General features: G+C 63.1%; 20 protein-coding genes. 3 read left to right on the top strand and 17 right to left on the bottom strand.

Translation table 11 applies throughout. The annotated features are described in order from the left end of the window. Positions 1 to 39: 39 nt before the first annotated feature. Positions 40 to 471 carry a hypothetical protein gene (locus QRN59_RS20600; RefSeq protein WP_284984313.1) on the top strand — a complete coding sequence of 144 codons (432 nt, stop codon included), beginning with the start codon at positions 40 to 42 and terminating at the stop codon, positions 469 to 471. Here QRN59_RS20600 and QRN59_RS20595 read toward each other — a convergent pair whose 3' ends face one another. From QRN59_RS20595 to QRN59_RS20580, 4 genes are all read right to left on the bottom strand, one after another. Continuing rightward, entirely contained in the window at positions 472 to 1,164 is a 693-nt protein-coding gene (locus QRN59_RS20595; protein ID WP_284984312.1) for a hypothetical protein, read from the bottom strand. A 9-nt stretch (positions 1,165 to 1,173) separates the two neighbouring features. Beyond that, complete coding sequence (locus tag QRN59_RS20590; RefSeq protein ID WP_284984311.1) at positions 1,174 to 2,289, bottom strand: hypothetical protein; 1,116 nt, start codon at positions 2,287 to 2,289, stop codon at positions 1,174 to 1,176. 12 nt (positions 2,290 to 2,301) lie between these two features. After that, a complete protein-coding gene (locus tag QRN59_RS20585) occupies positions 2,302 to 3,255 on the bottom strand; it encodes a phage distal tail protein (protein WP_284984310.1) in 954 nt (317 codons plus the stop codon). A gap of 74 nt (positions 3,256 to 3,329) precedes the next feature. Next, complete coding sequence (locus tag QRN59_RS20580; protein WP_284984309.1) at positions 3,330 to 4,088, bottom strand: tyrosine-type recombinase/integrase; 759 nt, start codon at positions 4,086 to 4,088, stop codon at positions 3,330 to 3,332. A 345-nt stretch (positions 4,089 to 4,433) separates the two neighbouring features. Between QRN59_RS20580 and QRN59_RS20575 the strand changes: the two genes are divergently transcribed. Continuing rightward, entirely contained in the window at positions 4,434 to 4,649 is a 216-nt protein-coding gene (locus tag QRN59_RS20575) for a hypothetical protein (RefSeq protein WP_284984308.1), read from the top strand. Between the two features lie 38 nt (positions 4,650 to 4,687). Beyond that, on the top strand, positions 4,688 to 5,446 hold the full coding sequence (locus QRN59_RS20570; RefSeq protein WP_284984307.1) for an SGNH/GDSL hydrolase family protein: 759 nt from the start codon (positions 4,688 to 4,690) through the stop codon (positions 5,444 to 5,446). On the opposite strand, the gene QRN59_RS20565 is transcribed toward QRN59_RS20570, so the two are convergent. The 13 genes from QRN59_RS20565 to QRN59_RS20505 all read right to left on the bottom strand — a co-directional run bounded on the left by QRN59_RS20565 (position 5,439) and on the right by QRN59_RS20505 (position 16,653). Further along, the gene (locus QRN59_RS20565; protein WP_284984306.1) at positions 5,439 to 5,717 is read right to left on the bottom strand and encodes a hypothetical protein; all 279 of its coding nucleotides are present in this window, start codon (positions 5,715 to 5,717) and stop codon (positions 5,439 to 5,441) included. The two genes, QRN59_RS20570 and QRN59_RS20565, sit on opposite strands and share 8 nt — an antisense overlap. A gap of 112 nt (positions 5,718 to 5,829) precedes the next feature. Continuing rightward, positions 5,830 to 5,982, bottom strand: a complete 153-nt coding sequence (locus QRN59_RS20560) for a hypothetical protein (RefSeq protein WP_284984305.1) — start codon at positions 5,980 to 5,982, stop codon at positions 5,830 to 5,832. Continuing rightward, entirely contained in the window at positions 5,979 to 7,190 is a 1,212-nt protein-coding gene (locus QRN59_RS20555) for a hypothetical protein (protein ID WP_284984304.1), read from the bottom strand. Before QRN59_RS20555 ends, QRN59_RS20560 begins: the two co-directional genes overlap by 4 nt. Continuing rightward, positions 7,187 to 7,549, bottom strand: a complete 363-nt coding sequence (locus QRN59_RS20550; RefSeq protein WP_284984303.1) for a hypothetical protein — start codon at positions 7,547 to 7,549, stop codon at positions 7,187 to 7,189. Before QRN59_RS20550 ends, QRN59_RS20555 begins: the two co-directional genes overlap by 4 nt. Continuing rightward, complete coding sequence (locus tag QRN59_RS20545; protein ID WP_284984302.1) at positions 7,550 to 8,017, bottom strand: hypothetical protein; 468 nt, start codon at positions 8,015 to 8,017, stop codon at positions 7,550 to 7,552. It lies immediately after the preceding gene. A gap of 10 nt (positions 8,018 to 8,027) precedes the next feature. Next, positions 8,028 to 11,813, bottom strand: a complete 3,786-nt coding sequence (locus QRN59_RS20540) for a phage tail tape measure protein (protein WP_284984301.1) — start codon at positions 11,811 to 11,813, stop codon at positions 8,028 to 8,030. Positions 11,814 to 11,828: 15 nt separating this feature from the next. Next, positions 11,829 to 12,251 carry an HK97 gp10 family phage protein gene (locus tag QRN59_RS20535; RefSeq protein ID WP_284984300.1) on the bottom strand — a complete coding sequence of 141 codons (423 nt, stop codon included), beginning with the start codon at positions 12,249 to 12,251 and terminating at the stop codon, positions 11,829 to 11,831. A 161-nt stretch (positions 12,252 to 12,412) separates the two neighbouring features. Beyond that, the gene (locus QRN59_RS20530; RefSeq protein WP_284984299.1) at positions 12,413 to 12,937 is read right to left on the bottom strand and encodes a hypothetical protein; all 525 of its coding nucleotides are present in this window, start codon (positions 12,935 to 12,937) and stop codon (positions 12,413 to 12,415) included. Between the two features lie 61 nt (positions 12,938 to 12,998). Beyond that, a complete protein-coding gene (locus QRN59_RS20525) occupies positions 12,999 to 14,306 on the bottom strand; it encodes a phage tail tube protein (protein WP_284984298.1) in 1,308 nt (435 codons plus the stop codon). Positions 14,307 to 14,320: 14 nt separating this feature from the next. Next, on the bottom strand, positions 14,321 to 14,665 hold the full coding sequence (locus QRN59_RS20520) for a hypothetical protein (protein ID WP_284984297.1): 345 nt from the start codon (positions 14,663 to 14,665) through the stop codon (positions 14,321 to 14,323). Between the two features lie 11 nt (positions 14,666 to 14,676). Beyond that, the gene (locus QRN59_RS20515) at positions 14,677 to 15,174 is read right to left on the bottom strand and encodes a hypothetical protein (RefSeq protein ID WP_284984296.1); all 498 of its coding nucleotides are present in this window, start codon (positions 15,172 to 15,174) and stop codon (positions 14,677 to 14,679) included. Beyond that, positions 15,174 to 15,671: a hypothetical protein gene (locus tag QRN59_RS20510; protein ID WP_284984295.1), complete on the bottom strand. Its 498-nt coding sequence runs from the start codon at positions 15,669 to 15,671 to the stop codon at positions 15,174 to 15,176. The genes QRN59_RS20515 and QRN59_RS20510 overlap by 1 nt, the downstream gene beginning before the upstream one ends. A 70-nt stretch (positions 15,672 to 15,741) precedes the next feature. Further along, complete coding sequence (locus QRN59_RS20505) at positions 15,742 to 16,653, bottom strand: hypothetical protein (protein ID WP_284984294.1); 912 nt, start codon at positions 16,651 to 16,653, stop codon at positions 15,742 to 15,744. Between the last annotated feature and the right edge of the window lie 13 nt (positions 16,654 to 16,666).

The following is a 16,666-nucleotide window of genomic DNA, read 5'->3' as shown; positions in this document are numbered from 1 at the left end:
GGGGTATTAATTCAGGGACGGGTTGGCTACCATGGGGACATGGAGACGAAATCAGCGGTATTTGGTGGCTCGGCAGTTCTGCTTGCGGGCGGCCTGATCTTCGGCATGATCGCCACGGCCAACGCCGACAACGCCCCGGCGCCCGTCTCCGTAACCACTTCAGCGCCAGCCACCACGGCAGCACCCACACCAACCCCGGAGCCGACAGTGACCACCACAGCACCCGAACCCGTCGCGACAACCCCTGTAGCCGTGACGCCCGCCCCTGCTCCGGTGGTTGATCCAGCGCCGGTCGTACCGGAACCGGTAGTCACTCCCGCACCGGTCCCCGCTGGCGGCATTGCGCTTCCGAAGGTTGACCCGTACTCGGTCCCAGCCCCTCCACCTCCCGCGCCTCCGGTCCTCAAGCCGAACACGGGTGGCGTAACCGTTGGTGGCCCGGCTCCGGCTCCCGCACCGACTACTAAGTAGTCAGCGAAGGAAGATCGCGGTGGCTTCGCAGTATGCGCGGTTTGATGTGTTCGCGCCCCAAGTTCCGGTCTGAGTCTGCGCAAGTGCGGATAGTGAGATTGAACCCCCGCTGAGGCCCGTGAGTACGGCCGTCTTGGTTGATCCCGCCCACGCCCACCCGCCAGTTGGTCCCGCATAACCTGGCATGGTGTTTGCCGCTGAGCCGTTGATAACGGCTTGGATGTAGAGGAAATCGGCACTTGCCGTGGAGTTCACCGCACCTGCCGACACATTCAGTGTGACAACAGCTTGGGTATAGCCTGCGGGGATCGAGATAGTTCCGCTTGCCACGGTTGTTGGTGTGGTAGGTATCGCGAAGTTCGTTGCCGCCGCTGAGAGCTGCCCAGTCGATGCCGGGTTCTGCAATGCCGTGTTGCTGATGGAGCCGTTGGGCACGGACAGGTTGCCGTTGATGTTGACGTTGCCGTTGAAGTTAGCGGACCCGTCCGCGGTGGCGAGGGTGATGTCTTCGACGCCGGACGGGTTGAATAGGTGCAGGCCGTTGATATCGGTGGAGAGGCCGGGCTGCCCGGGGGTCTGCCCGGTCGAGGCGTTCAGCAGCAGCGGGGACGTGGCGAGCGCCAGTAGCTGCCGCTCAATATTCGACAGACGCATCGCCAACTGGTAGTCGGGGCCAAGGTTGCCGTTCGGCATGGGCTGTCCTTAGAAGATCGGGGGCGGATTCAACGTGAGGGTGACTTTCGCGAGGCCCTGATCCGGGATGTCGACCTTGTACGCGACAATCCGCCACCACTGGGAAAGGCCGGCGGGGAAGTGGATGTTCGGGGCGCACCAGACCTTGATGTCATCCCCGATCTGGAAGACGCCCAGAGCACAGGCCGCATAGTCGGCAGGGATGGTGACGGTCGGGGTGGTAATGGGTTTGCCGTACCTGACTGCGGAACCGTTCGCGATGCCCTGCAGCTGGCCCTGGTTGCTGATCTGGGAGTACTGCAGCACCATGTCCATGCGTGGCATCTGCCCGAGACCGCCACGGGCCGCAGCGTCGTCTGCCGTCGCGACCGGCTGCGCGCCACCCGTCCCGGAGCCGACCACGATCAGGTGGTTCCCGGATTGCATGGCGTCCGATGGCCATTCCCAGTCGATGACGGTCGCGAGGTTCACGGACAGGCCGGACGTGTTCCGGTCCCGGCCGCAGCGGGGGCTGGTGATGACCATGCTATGCGCTGGGGCGCCGTGCACGAACGTGTCGGTCATGAAATAGTCCACGCCGCCGGACCCGGGCGTGATCGCCGCCGTCTGGTCAGCCAAAACCTGCGCGACGGTCGTGTACTGGTTTTTGTTGTACGAGGGTGTGACGTTGGGCGGGCTGGTAAGGCCTGTCACGATGGGCACGATGCCGCGGTTAGCGCCGGGGCCGTCCGCCTGGGCGTCGTTCACGGCCTGTGCCATCAGTTGCCCGGGGGCAATGGAGGTCTTGTAGTCGTTCGCGATTACTTTGTCGGTGAAGTAGGAGGTCAATCCCTTCCCGGTGATCGGCATCATCACGGACGACGACTTTTTGTTCGTGGTCCATGAGATGCCCGAATACAGGATCGTCTGCCCGGCGTTGGCGGTGATGATCGTTTTGAACGGGGTGCCCTGCAACCCCATCAGCACCCGAGCGCACGCCTGTGCCTGTGCGTCGGACAGGTTCACGCTGTAGCCGAACTCGCCAGAGTCGTTCATGCGGACGTTGTAGGACAGACCCGTGGCCCGCACATCCGTCAGGAGGGTGTTGGCGTTGATGTCCCACGCGGACACGCGGTAATCGCCCATGGGCGCGCCTCCTTAGACGGTGGAGTAGGTCGGCAACAGGTAACCGGTCAGGGTCCCCGCGACCGCCGACGAATCAGCGGAAGAGAAACCGATGCCGTTATTGCCCGGGGACAGGGTGAAGAATGAGGACCCGAAGCCCACGAGGTTGTTTCGGTTCGCCGTGCCGTTCAGCGTCACGGTGCCCGCCTGGTGGTCAAGGATCAGGATGTCCGCGGCGCCCAGGACGATGTTCAGGTACATGGTCTGGCCGCTGTTCGTGTGCGTGATCTTCGGGTATGAGACCGGGCCTTGGATCATGAACAACGGTTTCGCGGCATAGTTACCGGTGTTATTCAGCTGCATGGACCCGCCGGATGAGGAACCGAACGTCCACGGGAACGCGGCTGGCCACGCCATACCCGACGTGGGGGACGGCAGGGACGTGGCCGCGGAGATGACGGTGGCGTCATAGACTTCCCCGTCCGCGCTGGTCCATTCGGATGCGGGCTGCGTCTGTCCCCACTGGTAGTTCAGGTCAATCGGGACGACATGTTTCGTGGGGCGGCCGAAAGTCACAAGCGGTGACGTGCGGCCCGGGAGTTGGAATTGCAGGGAGGACACTGGCTTGGTTGCGCCGACCCCGGCGACCTGCCGCAAAAAGTCGCCCGAAGTCATGCAAATGCTGGATGGGTCGGCCACGTTCTGGAACCCCGCCGCGAGCACCTGCAACGCGGTCTCGAGCCCGGACGCCAAGGTAAGATCCCATTTGATCGTCACCACCCGCTCGTCAAGGTAGTTCAGGCCCGGGTACGACCCGTCAGCCAGCGCCCGCGGCGCGTCCCCCGTGCGGAGACCGGACAAATCCCTGAGTCCCGTGACGGACAACAGGCTGATGCCAGCCGCGCCGGCGCCCACGACGGTGCCCGTGGACGAGATGAACACTTGGAACGGGGCGAGGCCCCCGGCGGCGAACACGACAGCGGGCAAGGCGGCCTCCTATGAAAGTTTTTGGGCAACAAAAAAGCCCCGACATGCGGGGCTTCTCTGGTGTTAGGTGGTCGCTATGCGGCTCCTGCGAGGAACGCGGCGACGGTGTGGTTGGCGTGGCGGTCGTGGTTGTGCCGTGCCCGGTCGTACCGGGCGGTGATGCGCGGGTCTGAGTGGCGGGCCGCTACCTGCACGTCGCGGAGGGGCACGCCCGCGTCCAGGCATGCCGTGACGTAGGAGTGTCGGAGGGAGTGCGGGCTGATCTTCTTCGCGATCCCGGCTTTCTTGCACAGCCGGGCGACAGCCAACGCCGCGGCTTTGCGGTTCATCGGTTCCCCCGACCGGCGGCGCAGCAGCAGAGGCCCGGCCATGCGGTCACCGGCCGCTGCGTCCAGGGCGCGGAGGACCGGGACGGGCAGCGGGATCGTGGCCGGCTTTCCTCCTTTGCCGATCATGCGCAGCACGCGGTGGCCGCGCTCAACCTGCTGGTAGTCCTCGATCTTCACGCTGCACGCCTCGGAGACGCGCAGGCCCAGCATGCCCATGAGAGTGACGAGCGCGGCGTCCATAACGTGCGAGGCCCGTGCTGTCTGGATCAGGTTGCCCAGCTCCATCCGGTCCAGGCCGAGAGTGCGGGACTCGTCCCGGTACACGCGCGGCATGCGCAGATGTGTGGCAGGTGACTTCTGGATGTACCCGTCAATCTCCGCGAAGCTGTAGAAGCCCCGGACGATGGACAGGTGGTGCGCGATGGTCACCGGCGAGTTGCCGCGTTCTTCCTCGAGGTAGCGGGCGAACAGTTCCAGCACCGGCCGGCGCATATCCTCCAGCACGTTCGATGCCGAGGCCAGCGCACCAGCCCCAAAGGATCTTCAAAGACACCTTGTACGTGTCGCGGGTAGAACCGCCGTAGCGGGCAAGGTAACCGGCCGCAGCAAGTTCGGCGGTCGTCATCCGAGGTGCGGTGGGCACGCCAATTAGCGTAGTGTTTTGCATGTCGTCTCCATGTGACTTTTGCGGGATCATGGTGGCGGCATAGGCCCGGTCAGTGTTAGCGCACTGGCCGGGCCGCCGTCATTTCTTGGAGACTAAAAATTAACACGCACAAGGTGCCCGAAGCAACATTTGGGTCAGTTCAGTTAACCGGTCTTATGGTGCATGGCCGTACTCTGGTGTACATGTCACTTGAAGAAGAAATCATCGAAGACCTAGGACGCCCCATCATGGAGTCTGCCCCCGCTTTGGAGGCGACAATTTTCGAGACAGGCGTGGACCTAACCGCAATGCAAATGATCCAGCACATCCTGCTGCCGATGATTGACGCCCAGAAGGGCACGATCGTGAAGCTGGCGAGGCATATTGACGAGCTAAAGAACGAACAGCAGTCGTCCTGATGACTTCGCGCCGCTTATCTGTCCCTTAGAATCGGGTCATGAAACTTTGGGGGATTGCCTCGCTGGCTGCTGCTGTTCTTGTCTTGACTGGATGCGCGTCGGTGCAGACGCCGTCACCCGAAGATTCGACCGTCGCCGCGAAGGCGTCGCAGTACGCCCAGCAGGTTCAGAAGGACATTGCCGATTCCAACGCGGCCTACGATGCTTCCCGTCGCGTAGCGGTCAAGTTTCCTGCCACCGGCCCGCTGAAAGTCCTGTTCATCGGGGACTCCCTGACCGCTGGGTACTTCGCATCCACGCAGGAGAAGGGCTACAGCCAGCTTGTCGTTTCGCAGCTCCAGAAGATGGGTGCCGTCGAACGCCTAGGTGGGTCCAAGGCGGGCGGTAACTTGGCCACGGTCGGCAACCTCGTGAGCATCCCCGAGGGATTCAACCTTGCCGTTGTTGAGCTAGGCACAAATGACATTCAGGGCAAGACCGATCCTGCCGTTTTCCCCGGCCAGTATGATGCGCTAATGAACAAGGTCAAGGCTGCGTCGCCCACAAGCGCGCTGATCTGCATCGGCACTTGGGGTAGTGCTGGCAGCGACACTGACGCCTATGACAACGCCATCCAGAAGAGCTGTGAGGCTCACGGCGGCAAGTACATAGACGTCAGTGCCGAGTTCGGCATGGCTGGCAACCGTGGCCCGGCTGGCGTGAACGTGTGGGCTGGCATTTCAGACAACTTCCACCCAAACGACTATGGCCACGAACGCCTTGCCGCCCTGGTCATGGACCATCTGACAGTCAGCTAGCGCTGCCCCCCTGAATGCGAGCGACTTCCGCCATGAGTGCTAAGGCGGCTTCGGTCAGTTTTGCGGGGTCATACTCCGCATCCATCTTCCCTTCCGCATTAACTCTGAAACGCAACACCGGGCCGGCTGGTGCGTCGTGGATCTTGAACACTGAGTCGCGGGGCGGGAGATTCTCAGCCAGATAGCCGCTGAGGCTAGGACCTCCGACGGCGATTTTCCTTACGCCGGTTCGAGCGCTCCTATGGGATATTAATACGCCGTCGTCGCTCATTCGGCACCTTCCGTTTTCTTGGCTAGCTCCGCTTCGAGTTGGGCGTTGCGCTCTGCCAGAATCGCATTCTGGTTGTACAGGTCGCTGATGAGGGCGAGGATTACGGTGGGGTTCATGCCAGTTCCTTATCTTCTACGCCGAGTGCATGGAACGCGTCGGTGGTCTCGGCCCAATGCAGAGGCATTTGTTCGCTCGTGAGATGCTCCCCCGCGTCGGCTATGCTCATCGCTAGGAAGTAGGCGATTGCGTCTTGACGGGTCATCATGCGAGGCTCACGCTTCCTGTCTTGACTGTTCCGTCAGCTTGTTTGGCTTTGATCATGAGTTTTGACGCTCCATTGGTTGAGTCGAACCAGATAGCGGCCTCGCCCGTATTCACGTCCGCGTCAGCGGGTGCAGCGTTCACCTTTGTCATGAAGATGCTGTCCTTGTTGAACCGGGACTGGAGAACGCCACTCGCGTCGCGGAGGCTGATCTGGTCGCCGGTCTGCGCCGAGGCCCGCGTGATGTAGAGCGAGTGGGCTGAGGTGCCGTTGTTCGTGATGCTGACGGAGTTGTTTGCCGTATTTCCGGCGTTCGTCAGGGATGACCCGAACCGCGCCGCCATGAGCCCTGACGCGATGATGGAGAGTGCACCCGTGGCGTTGCCGTCCTTGAGAACCGTGAAGATCTCTGATGTCTGCCCGACCGCCGCCGTCACCAGGAGCGACTGGGTTGCAACGTCGTTGGACTGGACAGCGTGGGGCACGAGGCCGTTGTATTTGCCCAGCGTGAACTCGTACCGCTTGCTCGTGCCGTTGGTGTCGTAGATTGTGAACAGTGACTGCGTGCTAGTCGGTGCGCGTCCACCGATCAGGAAGTTGAGGCCCGTCCCGGCGGCCGTGCACGCATTGGACAGTACAACCGTTTGCGAGTCGGTGACGGATGAGATTGTGGTCCCGGAAGGTATCGTTCCGGTTACGTTTAGCGTTCCCTTGGTGGTCATCTGGCTAAGCGACTGCCCGATATCCGCACTCGTGAAGCCCGCCGTTGCAGAAGTGAAAGTGGTTGAGCCACTGACGGCAACACCATCCCCGAAGCCCTCACCGATCTTGGCGAACAGCTTCACGCCTTGGTTGTTCTTCCAGACCTCGCCATTAATCAGGGTGGAGTGACTTTGGCCGACCAGGTACATGAGGATGCTTGAGCCGCCGTTGCCGATTGCCCTAATGCCGGCGCCGCTGTTCTTGTGCGAGACGAAGAACCCGTCCCCCTGCCCGAGGTCCGTGCCAGCGGCGTAGCAGCCAGCCAGTGACAACGAGCTGGAGCCCATCACGAAGTGGGTGAGGTAAGCTGCAGTCCCCTCGTGCCGCCAGTCCAGCGCGCCGTTCTTGTTGTCCCCCACCTGCCGGGGCGATGCATTGCCGAGCGGCGCAAATGCCGAGTACTCTGCCGGGACCTGCAATGATCCGCGCTGACTTAGAGACCTGCTCATGTGAGCACCACCCCAGAAACTACGATGTCCACAGCGGTTGCGGCCCCGGCGTATCCGGCGATAACGTCACCGGGGCCGAGAAAGTGACCGGCGAGATAATCAAGGGAGATCGTGTCATTGGCCTTGATCGTGGCACCACTGATTACCCTGTGCGTGCCGTCGCCCATCGTCCCACCACTCTTGACGATGGACAGGAAGACTGTGGTGTCACTGCCGGTGGTGTTGCACAAGCTGCCCTGAGCAATCTTCACTGTCGTTGCTGCCGGAACGGTGTATAGAGCTGCTTCGGATGTGCTGAGCTGCTGGGAAAGCAAGGCCCCCGCCGTGGCTGACGTGATTGTCTTGAGGTTGGCGGACATTTATTTACCTCCGAAGATGAGAGCGAACACCAAGGCATCGCCCATGGCGTCATAATTTGGGCTACCCGTGACGGGGGCATAAGTGGCAGAAAGAGCCGCTGCCGTGGCACTTGTCGGGGTGTTGATGAAGCTCGCTGTGGCGGCGTCTTGCTGGACGCAGTTGATCGTCCACGCATACGTTTTGGTGGAGTCCGCGATGACCACCGTTGAGTTAGTGGCCTGCATGAACTGAGGGAACACGCCCTGCGAGCTGGAGTTCAGGATGTTCCCCGGGATCGCCGCCCCGAACGGGTCCGTGATCGCCAAAGGAGTCGTGTAGCTGGTGTCAGTTACCGCGTACACCTGAAAGCTGACGTTCTTGACGGCCTGTTTCCCGTTAGGGTCCCAAGCTACGATGGCCGCGAAAGTGAATGCCACGAGGGTGCCTTTCAAAAGGGGGTGGCCGGACACCCGAAAGTGTCCGGCCACGGAATGTTTGTTAGCCCTGCATCGCCAAAAACGAGCCAAGCTCCCGCACGATCTGCGGGGCCGTCGCGTTCGTCTGAACATGAAGGTCAACGTTGTTCACGACCGACCTGCCGGCTGCTGGGGAGGTACCGGCATGCTGGCCATAGGACGCCGCCTGCGACGCGCCCTGCGCGTAACCGCTGGCGTACCGGGACTGCATCGCGGAACCAATATTCAGGCCCGCGTTTGATGCCTTCAGCCACGGCATGTTGACCTTCGTCATCGGCTCATTCGTGATGAACTCACCCGATCGGACCATCAGCGGCTTCCCGTTGACCATCGTCAAGATGTTGTCCATCTTGGGGTTCGACGGTGGCGTGCCGGGAATGACACCGCCATCCCAGAAGCCCATGGTCTCCGAGACCGCACCACCCATGTTGCTGATCTTCGACGTGAGCGTGTTGCCCGCGTCCTGAGCGTTCTTCAAGACCTGCGTTCCCGACTCCGTGTACTGCACGTTGACCGAGACACTCTTGAACGTCGGGAGTTTGTCCAGTGACCCTTGGAGTTTGTCCGTGGCCGCCTGAGCAGCCGCAGTGTCAACCCACGTCTTAACGTCCACGTTCTTCGGGATGCCCAACAAGTTCCGGGTCAGGTCGATCGCGGCCTGCCCATGGATGCCCATGCCGTCCGCTGCCTTGATCATGTTGTTGTACGTATCCACCAAAGCCCCGGACACGGCCTCTTTACCCTGACCGGCAAGCGACTTGGCAACCTCAATGCCCTTGTCCTTCACGGCAGTGAACTTGTCATTCAACTGCGCGCCGGCAGCGTCAGCCAGGTTGAAGTCCGTGGACGTGTCGTTGAGTGCGTTACTTAAGTCCACGTGCTGCTTCGTCAGGTCATCAACGGCCGTATGTGCGTCGTTGATGGTCTTGTTGAAGCCCTCCGTCGCGGTCCGGGAGTTCTCCGTCGCCAAACCAGCGGCCAACATTCCGTCAAGCACTTTCGTAAGGTCGTTTGCCAGACCATCAGCGGACACGCCAGCATCATCCAGGGATTTCTGCAGGGCCGGGGTGATCGGGTGAACCTGGCCGATGGCGTCCGTGAACTTTTGGGTAGGGTTCAGCGCCTTGACCATCGCATCAGGGATTTTGCCCATCGCGAACTCAAGCTCTTCCTGCTGCGAGAGCTGATGCCCCACGGCATTGGACTGGTCCTCGAGCGCCTTCTTATAATCCGGCATCTTGTCGAGCAAGTCCTGAGCGCCCTTGAGACCGCCACCCCACGACTTAGCGAGCCGGTCGAAGCCCCTGGCCGCCGTATCCAAAGATCCGTTGCTGGCCATTTGGCCGAGCGAACTGCCAAGGCTCGTGATCTTATCCTCGGTCTCCTGGACCTGGGAGCGCGCCATGTGCAACGCGGAGTTCAGTGGATCGAAGAGGTGATTGGCCCACTGGTTGAAGTCCTGATGCTGGAGCTTCTGGATAGCATCATCCATGCCGGAAATGCTGGACGTGGTATGCCCTAACCCCTTATCCCAGTTGGAAAACAGGGCGTCCATCTGGATCTTGCCAGCGGTATTTCCCGCGTCGGCAAAGTCCTTGAGCGCAGTGGTGATGTCCTGTATGGAGTTCGTTGCGGTCTTGACCGTTGACGACGCGAGTTCCAGCCCGATAACGGCTCCGGTGGCGACTGCCCCGATGCCGCCGATCATCCCGGACATGCCCTTGACCTTGGCCCCGGCAATCTCGGCTTTTGTGGAGAACTGGCCGACGGCTATCTCGTCAGCCATCATGCCCTTGACGAACAATGACGACTGCGCAATGGCGGTCGCACCCATGTCGACCAGACCCGAGACCGTCTTCACGACAGTCTTGCCCATCTGGACACCGAAGTCCACGGTGGAGATAAGGAGTGCCCCGCCGATGAGCCCGGCAATGCCCAGCAGGACAGGGTTGCCCTTTTCGAAGCCGTGGAACAGGTCCGTGAAACCTTGGACCGCGTCCTTCGCGACCGGGACCAGTTTGGACCCCAGTTCGATGCCGAGGTTCTCGACCATGGCTTTCGTCTGGTCCATTTTCACGGACAGGGTGGACTGCATGTCAGCCCAAGTGGAGATGTCCTGCCCGGTCTTCTTGCCCGCTTCACCGATGGCCTTGATGTTCGCTTCGAACTCGCGGCCGTCGTTCATGAGGAGCATTTGCGCGGCGCGCATGGCCGTCACGTTGCCGAGGGTGTCCCGCAGGGCCGCCGTGTAGGTTTCGTAGGCTGGCTTACCGGCCTTTAGGGAGTCGGTGACGCCCGAGTTGGCTTTGTAGAGGGTCATGAACTGGTTGCCCAGTGCGCCCGCTTCACCGCCCAAGTCCTTAACGTCCTTGGTGTAGGACTTCTGGGACACGGACCCGTCCTTGAGGCCCTGGGACAGCTTCGCCATCGTCGGGGACATCTGGGACATGATGGTGTCCATCGCCTTCGCGGCGTTGGCGTTGTCCTTCATGGTGCCGGTGTGGACCATCAAGTCCGGGGTCATGTGGTCCTTGATGGCTTTGTCCACAATCGCGAGGGTGCCGGACAGGCCACGTTCGCCAAGGTGCGCTGCAAGGTCGGTCGTGTCGATGCCAAGCTGGGACATGGCCGCCGACGCCAGGTTGTTCGGCCTGACGAGGGACATGACAAGGTTCGCGAGGTTCTGCGAGGACTGCTGCGCGGTCTGCCCGTGCTGCGTCATGGTAGCGATCGCACCACCGAGCTGCTCAAAGCTGATCTTCGCCGTGGAACCGATCGGGATAATCGCGGACATGCTGCCCGCGAAGTCCGTCATCGTGGTCTTCGCAGCACCCGACGCCGCAACGAGCTCGTTCGTGTACTTCACCGAGTCCCGGGTGACCGCTGCGGCGTCGCTGGTCTTGGTACCGTAGTCAAGCAGCAAGTCCGTGAGGGCCTGCGTCATGATCGACAGGTCCACGTTCTCGTCCTTGGCACCCTCAGCAGCCATCTTCAACGCCGACAGACCAGCCGCGCCACGGATCCCGGCCTTCTCCATCACATACATGCCCTCGCTCATTTGCTCAGCAGAGGTACCCGTCTGGGTGGAAACATCCAGGATGCCCTGACGGACAGACTCGAGCGCGTTCACGGATTCCCCGCCGGCGGTGACGAGGAGCATGGTGGACTTCTCGAACTTGGACGCCATCTCGACGGAGCCCACGGCGATCGCGCCTGCGGCGAGGAGAGTCACGGCGCTGACTTTGTTCGCCACTCCCACCACGGAGTTCATCGCGACCTTCGTGCGGGTCGCGGCGACTTCCTGCGCGGCGGCGGACTTCTCCGCTGCCACCACCTGCAGGTCGGCGGCCTTTGACTGCGCCTCGGCGGCGACAGTCGCGGATGCCGCGGCTTTGCCTTGTGCCTCGGATTCCTTCGCTGCGGCAAGGGACACGGCGTTGGCGGCGCGTTCGGCTGCAGCTACCTGCTTGTCATACGCGACCTGCTGTTCCTTCGTCATCGCACCGAGGGAGTCGGCCTGTATCTGCGCGGCCTTGGCCTGCGCTTCGGTGGCTTTCACTTCGGCGGCGATACGCCGGTCCGTTGCCACGACAGCGGCCTTCGCTGCACTGTCAGAAGCCGCGGCCTTCTGCTCGGCGGCGCGGGTAGCCTCCGCAGCGGATGTCCTGGCGGCTGCGGCTTCCTTCTGCGCGGCCTTCTCCGTCTCCGTCGCGGTGGTCTTCGCCGCGGCAACGACTTTGCCCTGCTCCGAGAGGAACTGGGAGGCGTTGGCCCGCATTTCCATGACGACAGGGGGCAGGAACGACATGGGGGCCTCCGGTGATTAGAATTTGATGAATCGCGCCCAGTTGGCGGTAGCAATGGCGGCCATTTCGGCGCGCACTTTCGCGGCGGCAGGCCCGAAGTACGGGTACGCTCCCGTGGGGGCGAGGCCCAGCTCCACGCGGCGCCCGTACTTCATGGTCGGGCCCACCTGCGTGGAGTAGACGCCCATGCCGTAGTGATTCAGGGAGTCGGCCATGATCGAGCGGCGCAGGTTGCCGGTCACGATGTTCGGCTTGTTCCCGCCGACGTGCGGTTCGCCCTTTTTGTGGGCGCCTTCGAAGTTGTTCTGCGCGTCCCGGATCAGGGTCGCTGCGCCGACCTTCACGTTTTCGCGGGCGGCAAGATCAGCTTGCACCCCGGCCCGGACGAACGCTTTCTCAAGGTCTTCGATCCCGTGCCAGATGAACTCAAGACCTGCCACGGGACGCTCCTACTGGATGATCGGGTCGGGCGGCGCAGCAGGCGCCGGCGCGGGGGTGTAGGCGTCCTCGATGCGCAGCAGCATTTCAATGACTGCTTCCGGGGTATCCAGATACTCCGCGTAGCTGCCGCCGTAGATCGGGTGCCAGCGGTTGCGGAACCTTAGGAGGCTGAGGGTTTCCGGGTCGAGCTCCGACGCTTGGCGGGTGCCTTGGATGAAGTCTTGGAGGCGTCGGAGCCGCCAGTAAAAGAATCCCGGTCCTCCAACGTCTCCGCGCTGGGCTCAAAGTCAGGGGCAACATCGGGCAGGCGCCCGTTCGCGTGGGCTTGCACGGCGGCGTGCAGCGCGTCCACGACCCGCCTCGGCAGGTCAAGGAGGTCTTCCCACTTGGCCGGGAACGGGGCGTCAAGGGTCCAGGCCTTGAGCCAGGACCAGTTGAGGGCGAGCTGCATGTACTCGAGGGTTTCGGATTCGTGCGTCGTGAGACGATGTTCCGGCCCGTCAAGGGCTTCGTTCTCCTCAACCCGGCCATCAGGGGCAACGATGCGGCGGGCGTGGGCGAGCTTGACCATGAGGTGGTCGGACTGGTTCAGCAGAACGTCGTACGGGAGGGTGCGACGGCGCGTGATTTCGTCGCGGTCGAACAGTTCGACGGTGCCGTCAAGAAGCGGGAAAGTTTTGGACATGGGGATACTCCTTGGGGATAAGGGGGTGGCGGGCGCCACGGGGGGGCGCCCGCCGGGGTTTTTAGTACGGTGTTGCGGAGGTGGTGACGATCTTGGCCTGCACCGGGGAGAGCTTCCCGTCGAGCGCATCGGTCGCGTTCATCAGCGCCTTGAACGCAGACGCGATCGTCGCGAAGGACGTGTTCGAACCGGTCGGCTTGGCCGAGTCGTAGGTGATCTTCGAGCACTGCAGCACGAGCGGGTGAGCGGAGTCCCCGGCCTGGTTGATCGACAGGGACAAAGCCGGCTGCGTGTTGTTGAGCAGGTTGTTCAGGTCCGTGTCGCTGAGGCCCTGGTATAGGGCATTCAACGAACCGGTGACGGACAGCGGGCCGGCGAAGATCGCCGCCGGGATGTTGGTGCCGTTCAGCGTCCCGACGGGGGTGACGGTGCGCTTGAGGTCCAGTGAGAAGTCGCTGTAGTTGTTCGTCAGGACACCGGCGATGGAGATACCGGCCCCGGCGGGCGGGAACGGCGGCAGCGTGGACGGCGTGTTGGTCGGCGCGGCGAGAGTCGCGCCGGGCATGCTGATCCACGCCACGTCCAGGGTCACCTGCGTGTCGGCCTTGAAGGTGAACTTCAGGTCGGACATGACCATGCCGGGGAGCTGGATGACGTTCCCGTCGAACTGGTACAGGAACCCGGTGTAGGAGTAGGGCTGGCCGGTGTGGGTGGCGTCCGAGGTGTTGTTCAGGGACACGGCGTGCACGTTGCCCGCGGTCGTGGGCGGGGTGCCTGCCCCGGTGGAGGTTCCGGTGTCGGTGAACGTCAGGGTCGCACCGGACGTGATGGTCGTGACGAGGACGTTCTCAGCTCCGGGGGCGGTGCCGCGGTAGATCTTGTATCCGGACGCGCCGGTCACAAGGGTCCACGAGAGTGCCTGCGTGGAGGACGCGCCGGTGAGTGTGGCGGTGACTTCGTTGGAGCCGATGCCTTCCCCGCCGCCGCCGGTCGCGGTGACCTTCCAATAGGTGGCGCCCGCGGGGAGGGTGCCACCCGTGGTGGAGGTCGTGCCGAGGGTCAGGGTCGTGGCGGTCAGGGCCGTGACGTTGTCCGTGCCGCCGAGCATGGCCATGAGGTGCGGGAACACGGTGTCCGCGTAGATCAGGGTCTTGTAGGACAGTTCGTCGTGGCGCATGCCCTGGGTCTGCCCGTAGTCGGTGCCCATCATGCCGCGGAGGCCGTTGTCGACGAGGGGTGTTTTCTTCGGCTCCCATGAGGGGGTGTCCACGGGAATCCACATGGTGGGGGCGGCGACGGGGACGCCGTACGTGGTTTCTTTGGCGAGGCCGAACCACTGCTGAGAGCCCGGCCGGGGGGTGTTGGTCATGGTCAGGGTTTCCTTTAGTTGGTGGGTTCGGCCGGGGCGGGTGCGCCTTCGGCGGTCATGGCGTCAGGGGCAGGATCTGCAACAGGGGCGACAGGCTCAACGGGGACGACGGGCACGGGGTTGGCTTGCGCCCACGCCTCGTCCGCCGGGGACAGGCCGTGAGCATCGGAGGCCTCGACCTCGGCAAGTTCCGGGTGCACGTAGGGGGCGTCCGTCTGGATCACGTCACCCGGGCGGGCTTCGATGGTGGACCCGTACGGCGGGGCGTCCCGATCAACGGGCAGGATGAGCGCGTTCACGCCTTGCGAAAGCCCAGCCAGGACTCGCGGGAACGCTCCGATGAAGTGGTAATCAGTCATGGCATGTCCTCCTAGAACATGGACAAATAGGACGCGCTCGAAATGGGGGCGGCCTTGGGTTTGGGTAGGCGCGTGCGGCGCTTATGGGTGCTGGCTTTCCGACCAAGGAAGCGGCGGTGCTGGCCCGGTTTCACGTGCCGGCCGTGGTACTTGCGGCCCTTGAACGTGCGGTGCAGGCCCTTGCGCATGACGCGTTTGTGGATGGACTTCTTACGGCCGTGGAATTTGCGGTGACCATGGCGGCCCTTCAACGCCCGATGCAGGGCGGTGCCACGCTTCGCGCGCGGGCCGACATGTTTCTTCCGGCCAAGGAAACGGTGATGCCTGCCGGTTTTATTGGTCCGGGCAATCCCGGCCCTGCGGCGCTTCGGCGCGGCCGTCGACGTGTTGCGGACACCGGCGTAGCGGCGGTGGTAGTGATGATGGACCGTGACCCGGCGGCGGGCGATCTTGATGCCGGTCGCTTTCCTGCCCGTCCGTCCGCGCCGGACGTACCGGGAGCGGACCATCAGGCCGGAACCATCTCAGTGACCTTGAACTCGACCCGGAACCAGTTCCGGACCTTCCCGCCGCCCTTGTCCCAGACCGGGAAGTCAAGGTTCACTTCGATGCCGTTGTCCTGGTTTCCTGCCTCCCAGACGGGGAAACCGCCCACGGACCCGAAGGCCCGGTCGGACTCGATGCGGGTGGTGATGGCATCGATGAGGGCGTTGCGGCCATCCACCCACACGTCCTTGGACGCGACATCGGAGGGGATGAGGTATTGGTAGAGGACGACGAGGGCGACTTGGTAGTCGCGCTGCTTCCAGCCGCCATGCTCACCGCCCTGCGCGATCCTCGATTCGGTGATGTGCTCGATGTGGAGGAACGCGGCAGTGCCTGGCATGGAGTTGGTCTGCCAGTTCTCGCCGGTCATCTGCCACGGCACGTCCTTGAACAGGACAGTCAAACCGGGCGTGGGCGCAAGGAAAGACTGGATCTGGGCGATGACCGTCGTGGTACTCACTGGGCGTCCTTACGTTTTGGTGGGTGCCCCGGCACGTATCCCCACATGGCGGGGCACCCTGCATAGGGGGTCAGGCGGCGCGGATGTAGTCCGAGAGGAGGAACTCCGCGAACTCCAGATCGGACGCGACGGCCGGTTCAACACCGGACATGTGGGTGGGCTGGGCGTTCGTGGAGGCAATCTCGATGGCGTCGGATCCGCGGGTCAGGATCAGGGACTTCGCGATGAGGATCACGGCCTGTTTGATTTCGCCGGGCATGTTCGTGACCGTGTCACCCGCCGCGTACGTGCCCACGATCGGGGTAGTGACCGGGATTAGAACGTTCGTGGCCGTGTTCGAGGGAATATAGGCCGGGTCGACCGTGACGATTTCGGAGTTGGACGTGTTCAGCAAGGTCAGTTGCTGGCCCGGCATGATGCCCAAGGCCGTGGTGACGGTGATGGACACGGCGGCGGGGACGGCCGCGGCTTGCAGGGTGGTGTTCGCCCAGCCGTTCAGGTAGCTCACGGTCGCGTACTGCTTACCGGCGCAACGCGAAGCACCAACCGGGATGGTCACGGCCTTCTTCCCGATCCAGACGTTGGACAGGTCCGTCACGGCCGCCATGGATGACGGGGTGGGGCCGGCGCTGGCACCGCACACGGCAATGATGGGGGTGAAATCCAAGGGCACCTTCAGCGCAGGGCCGACCCCGTCGACGTTTTGCACCCGGTAGTACCCGGCCTGCGTGTCAAGGGTCGCGCCAAGTACCTTGCGGCAGATCCTGTCAGCCACGGCACTGGCGCGCTGGAGCTGCATGACGAGCGCCGCGGCCTGGTGCGTCTGGTTGCTGTCGCCGGGGATGAGCTGGGACACGTCAACACCGGTCGGTGCGTTCCGGAACTCAGATGGGGTGACGTAGATGCTGCGGCTCGCGTAGGTGGCGACGTTCGGTGCCGGGATCACTGTGGACGGCGGCACGTTCAGCGTGTAGACGGGCACGGAGGCTCCTAGC

The sequence above is a fragment of the Arthrobacter sp. efr-133-TYG-118 genome (assembly GCF_030209755.1).
Taxonomy (GTDB): Bacteria; Actinomycetota; Actinomycetes; order Actinomycetales; family Micrococcaceae; genus Arthrobacter.
This window is presented reverse-complemented; position numbering and strand designations above follow the sequence as displayed.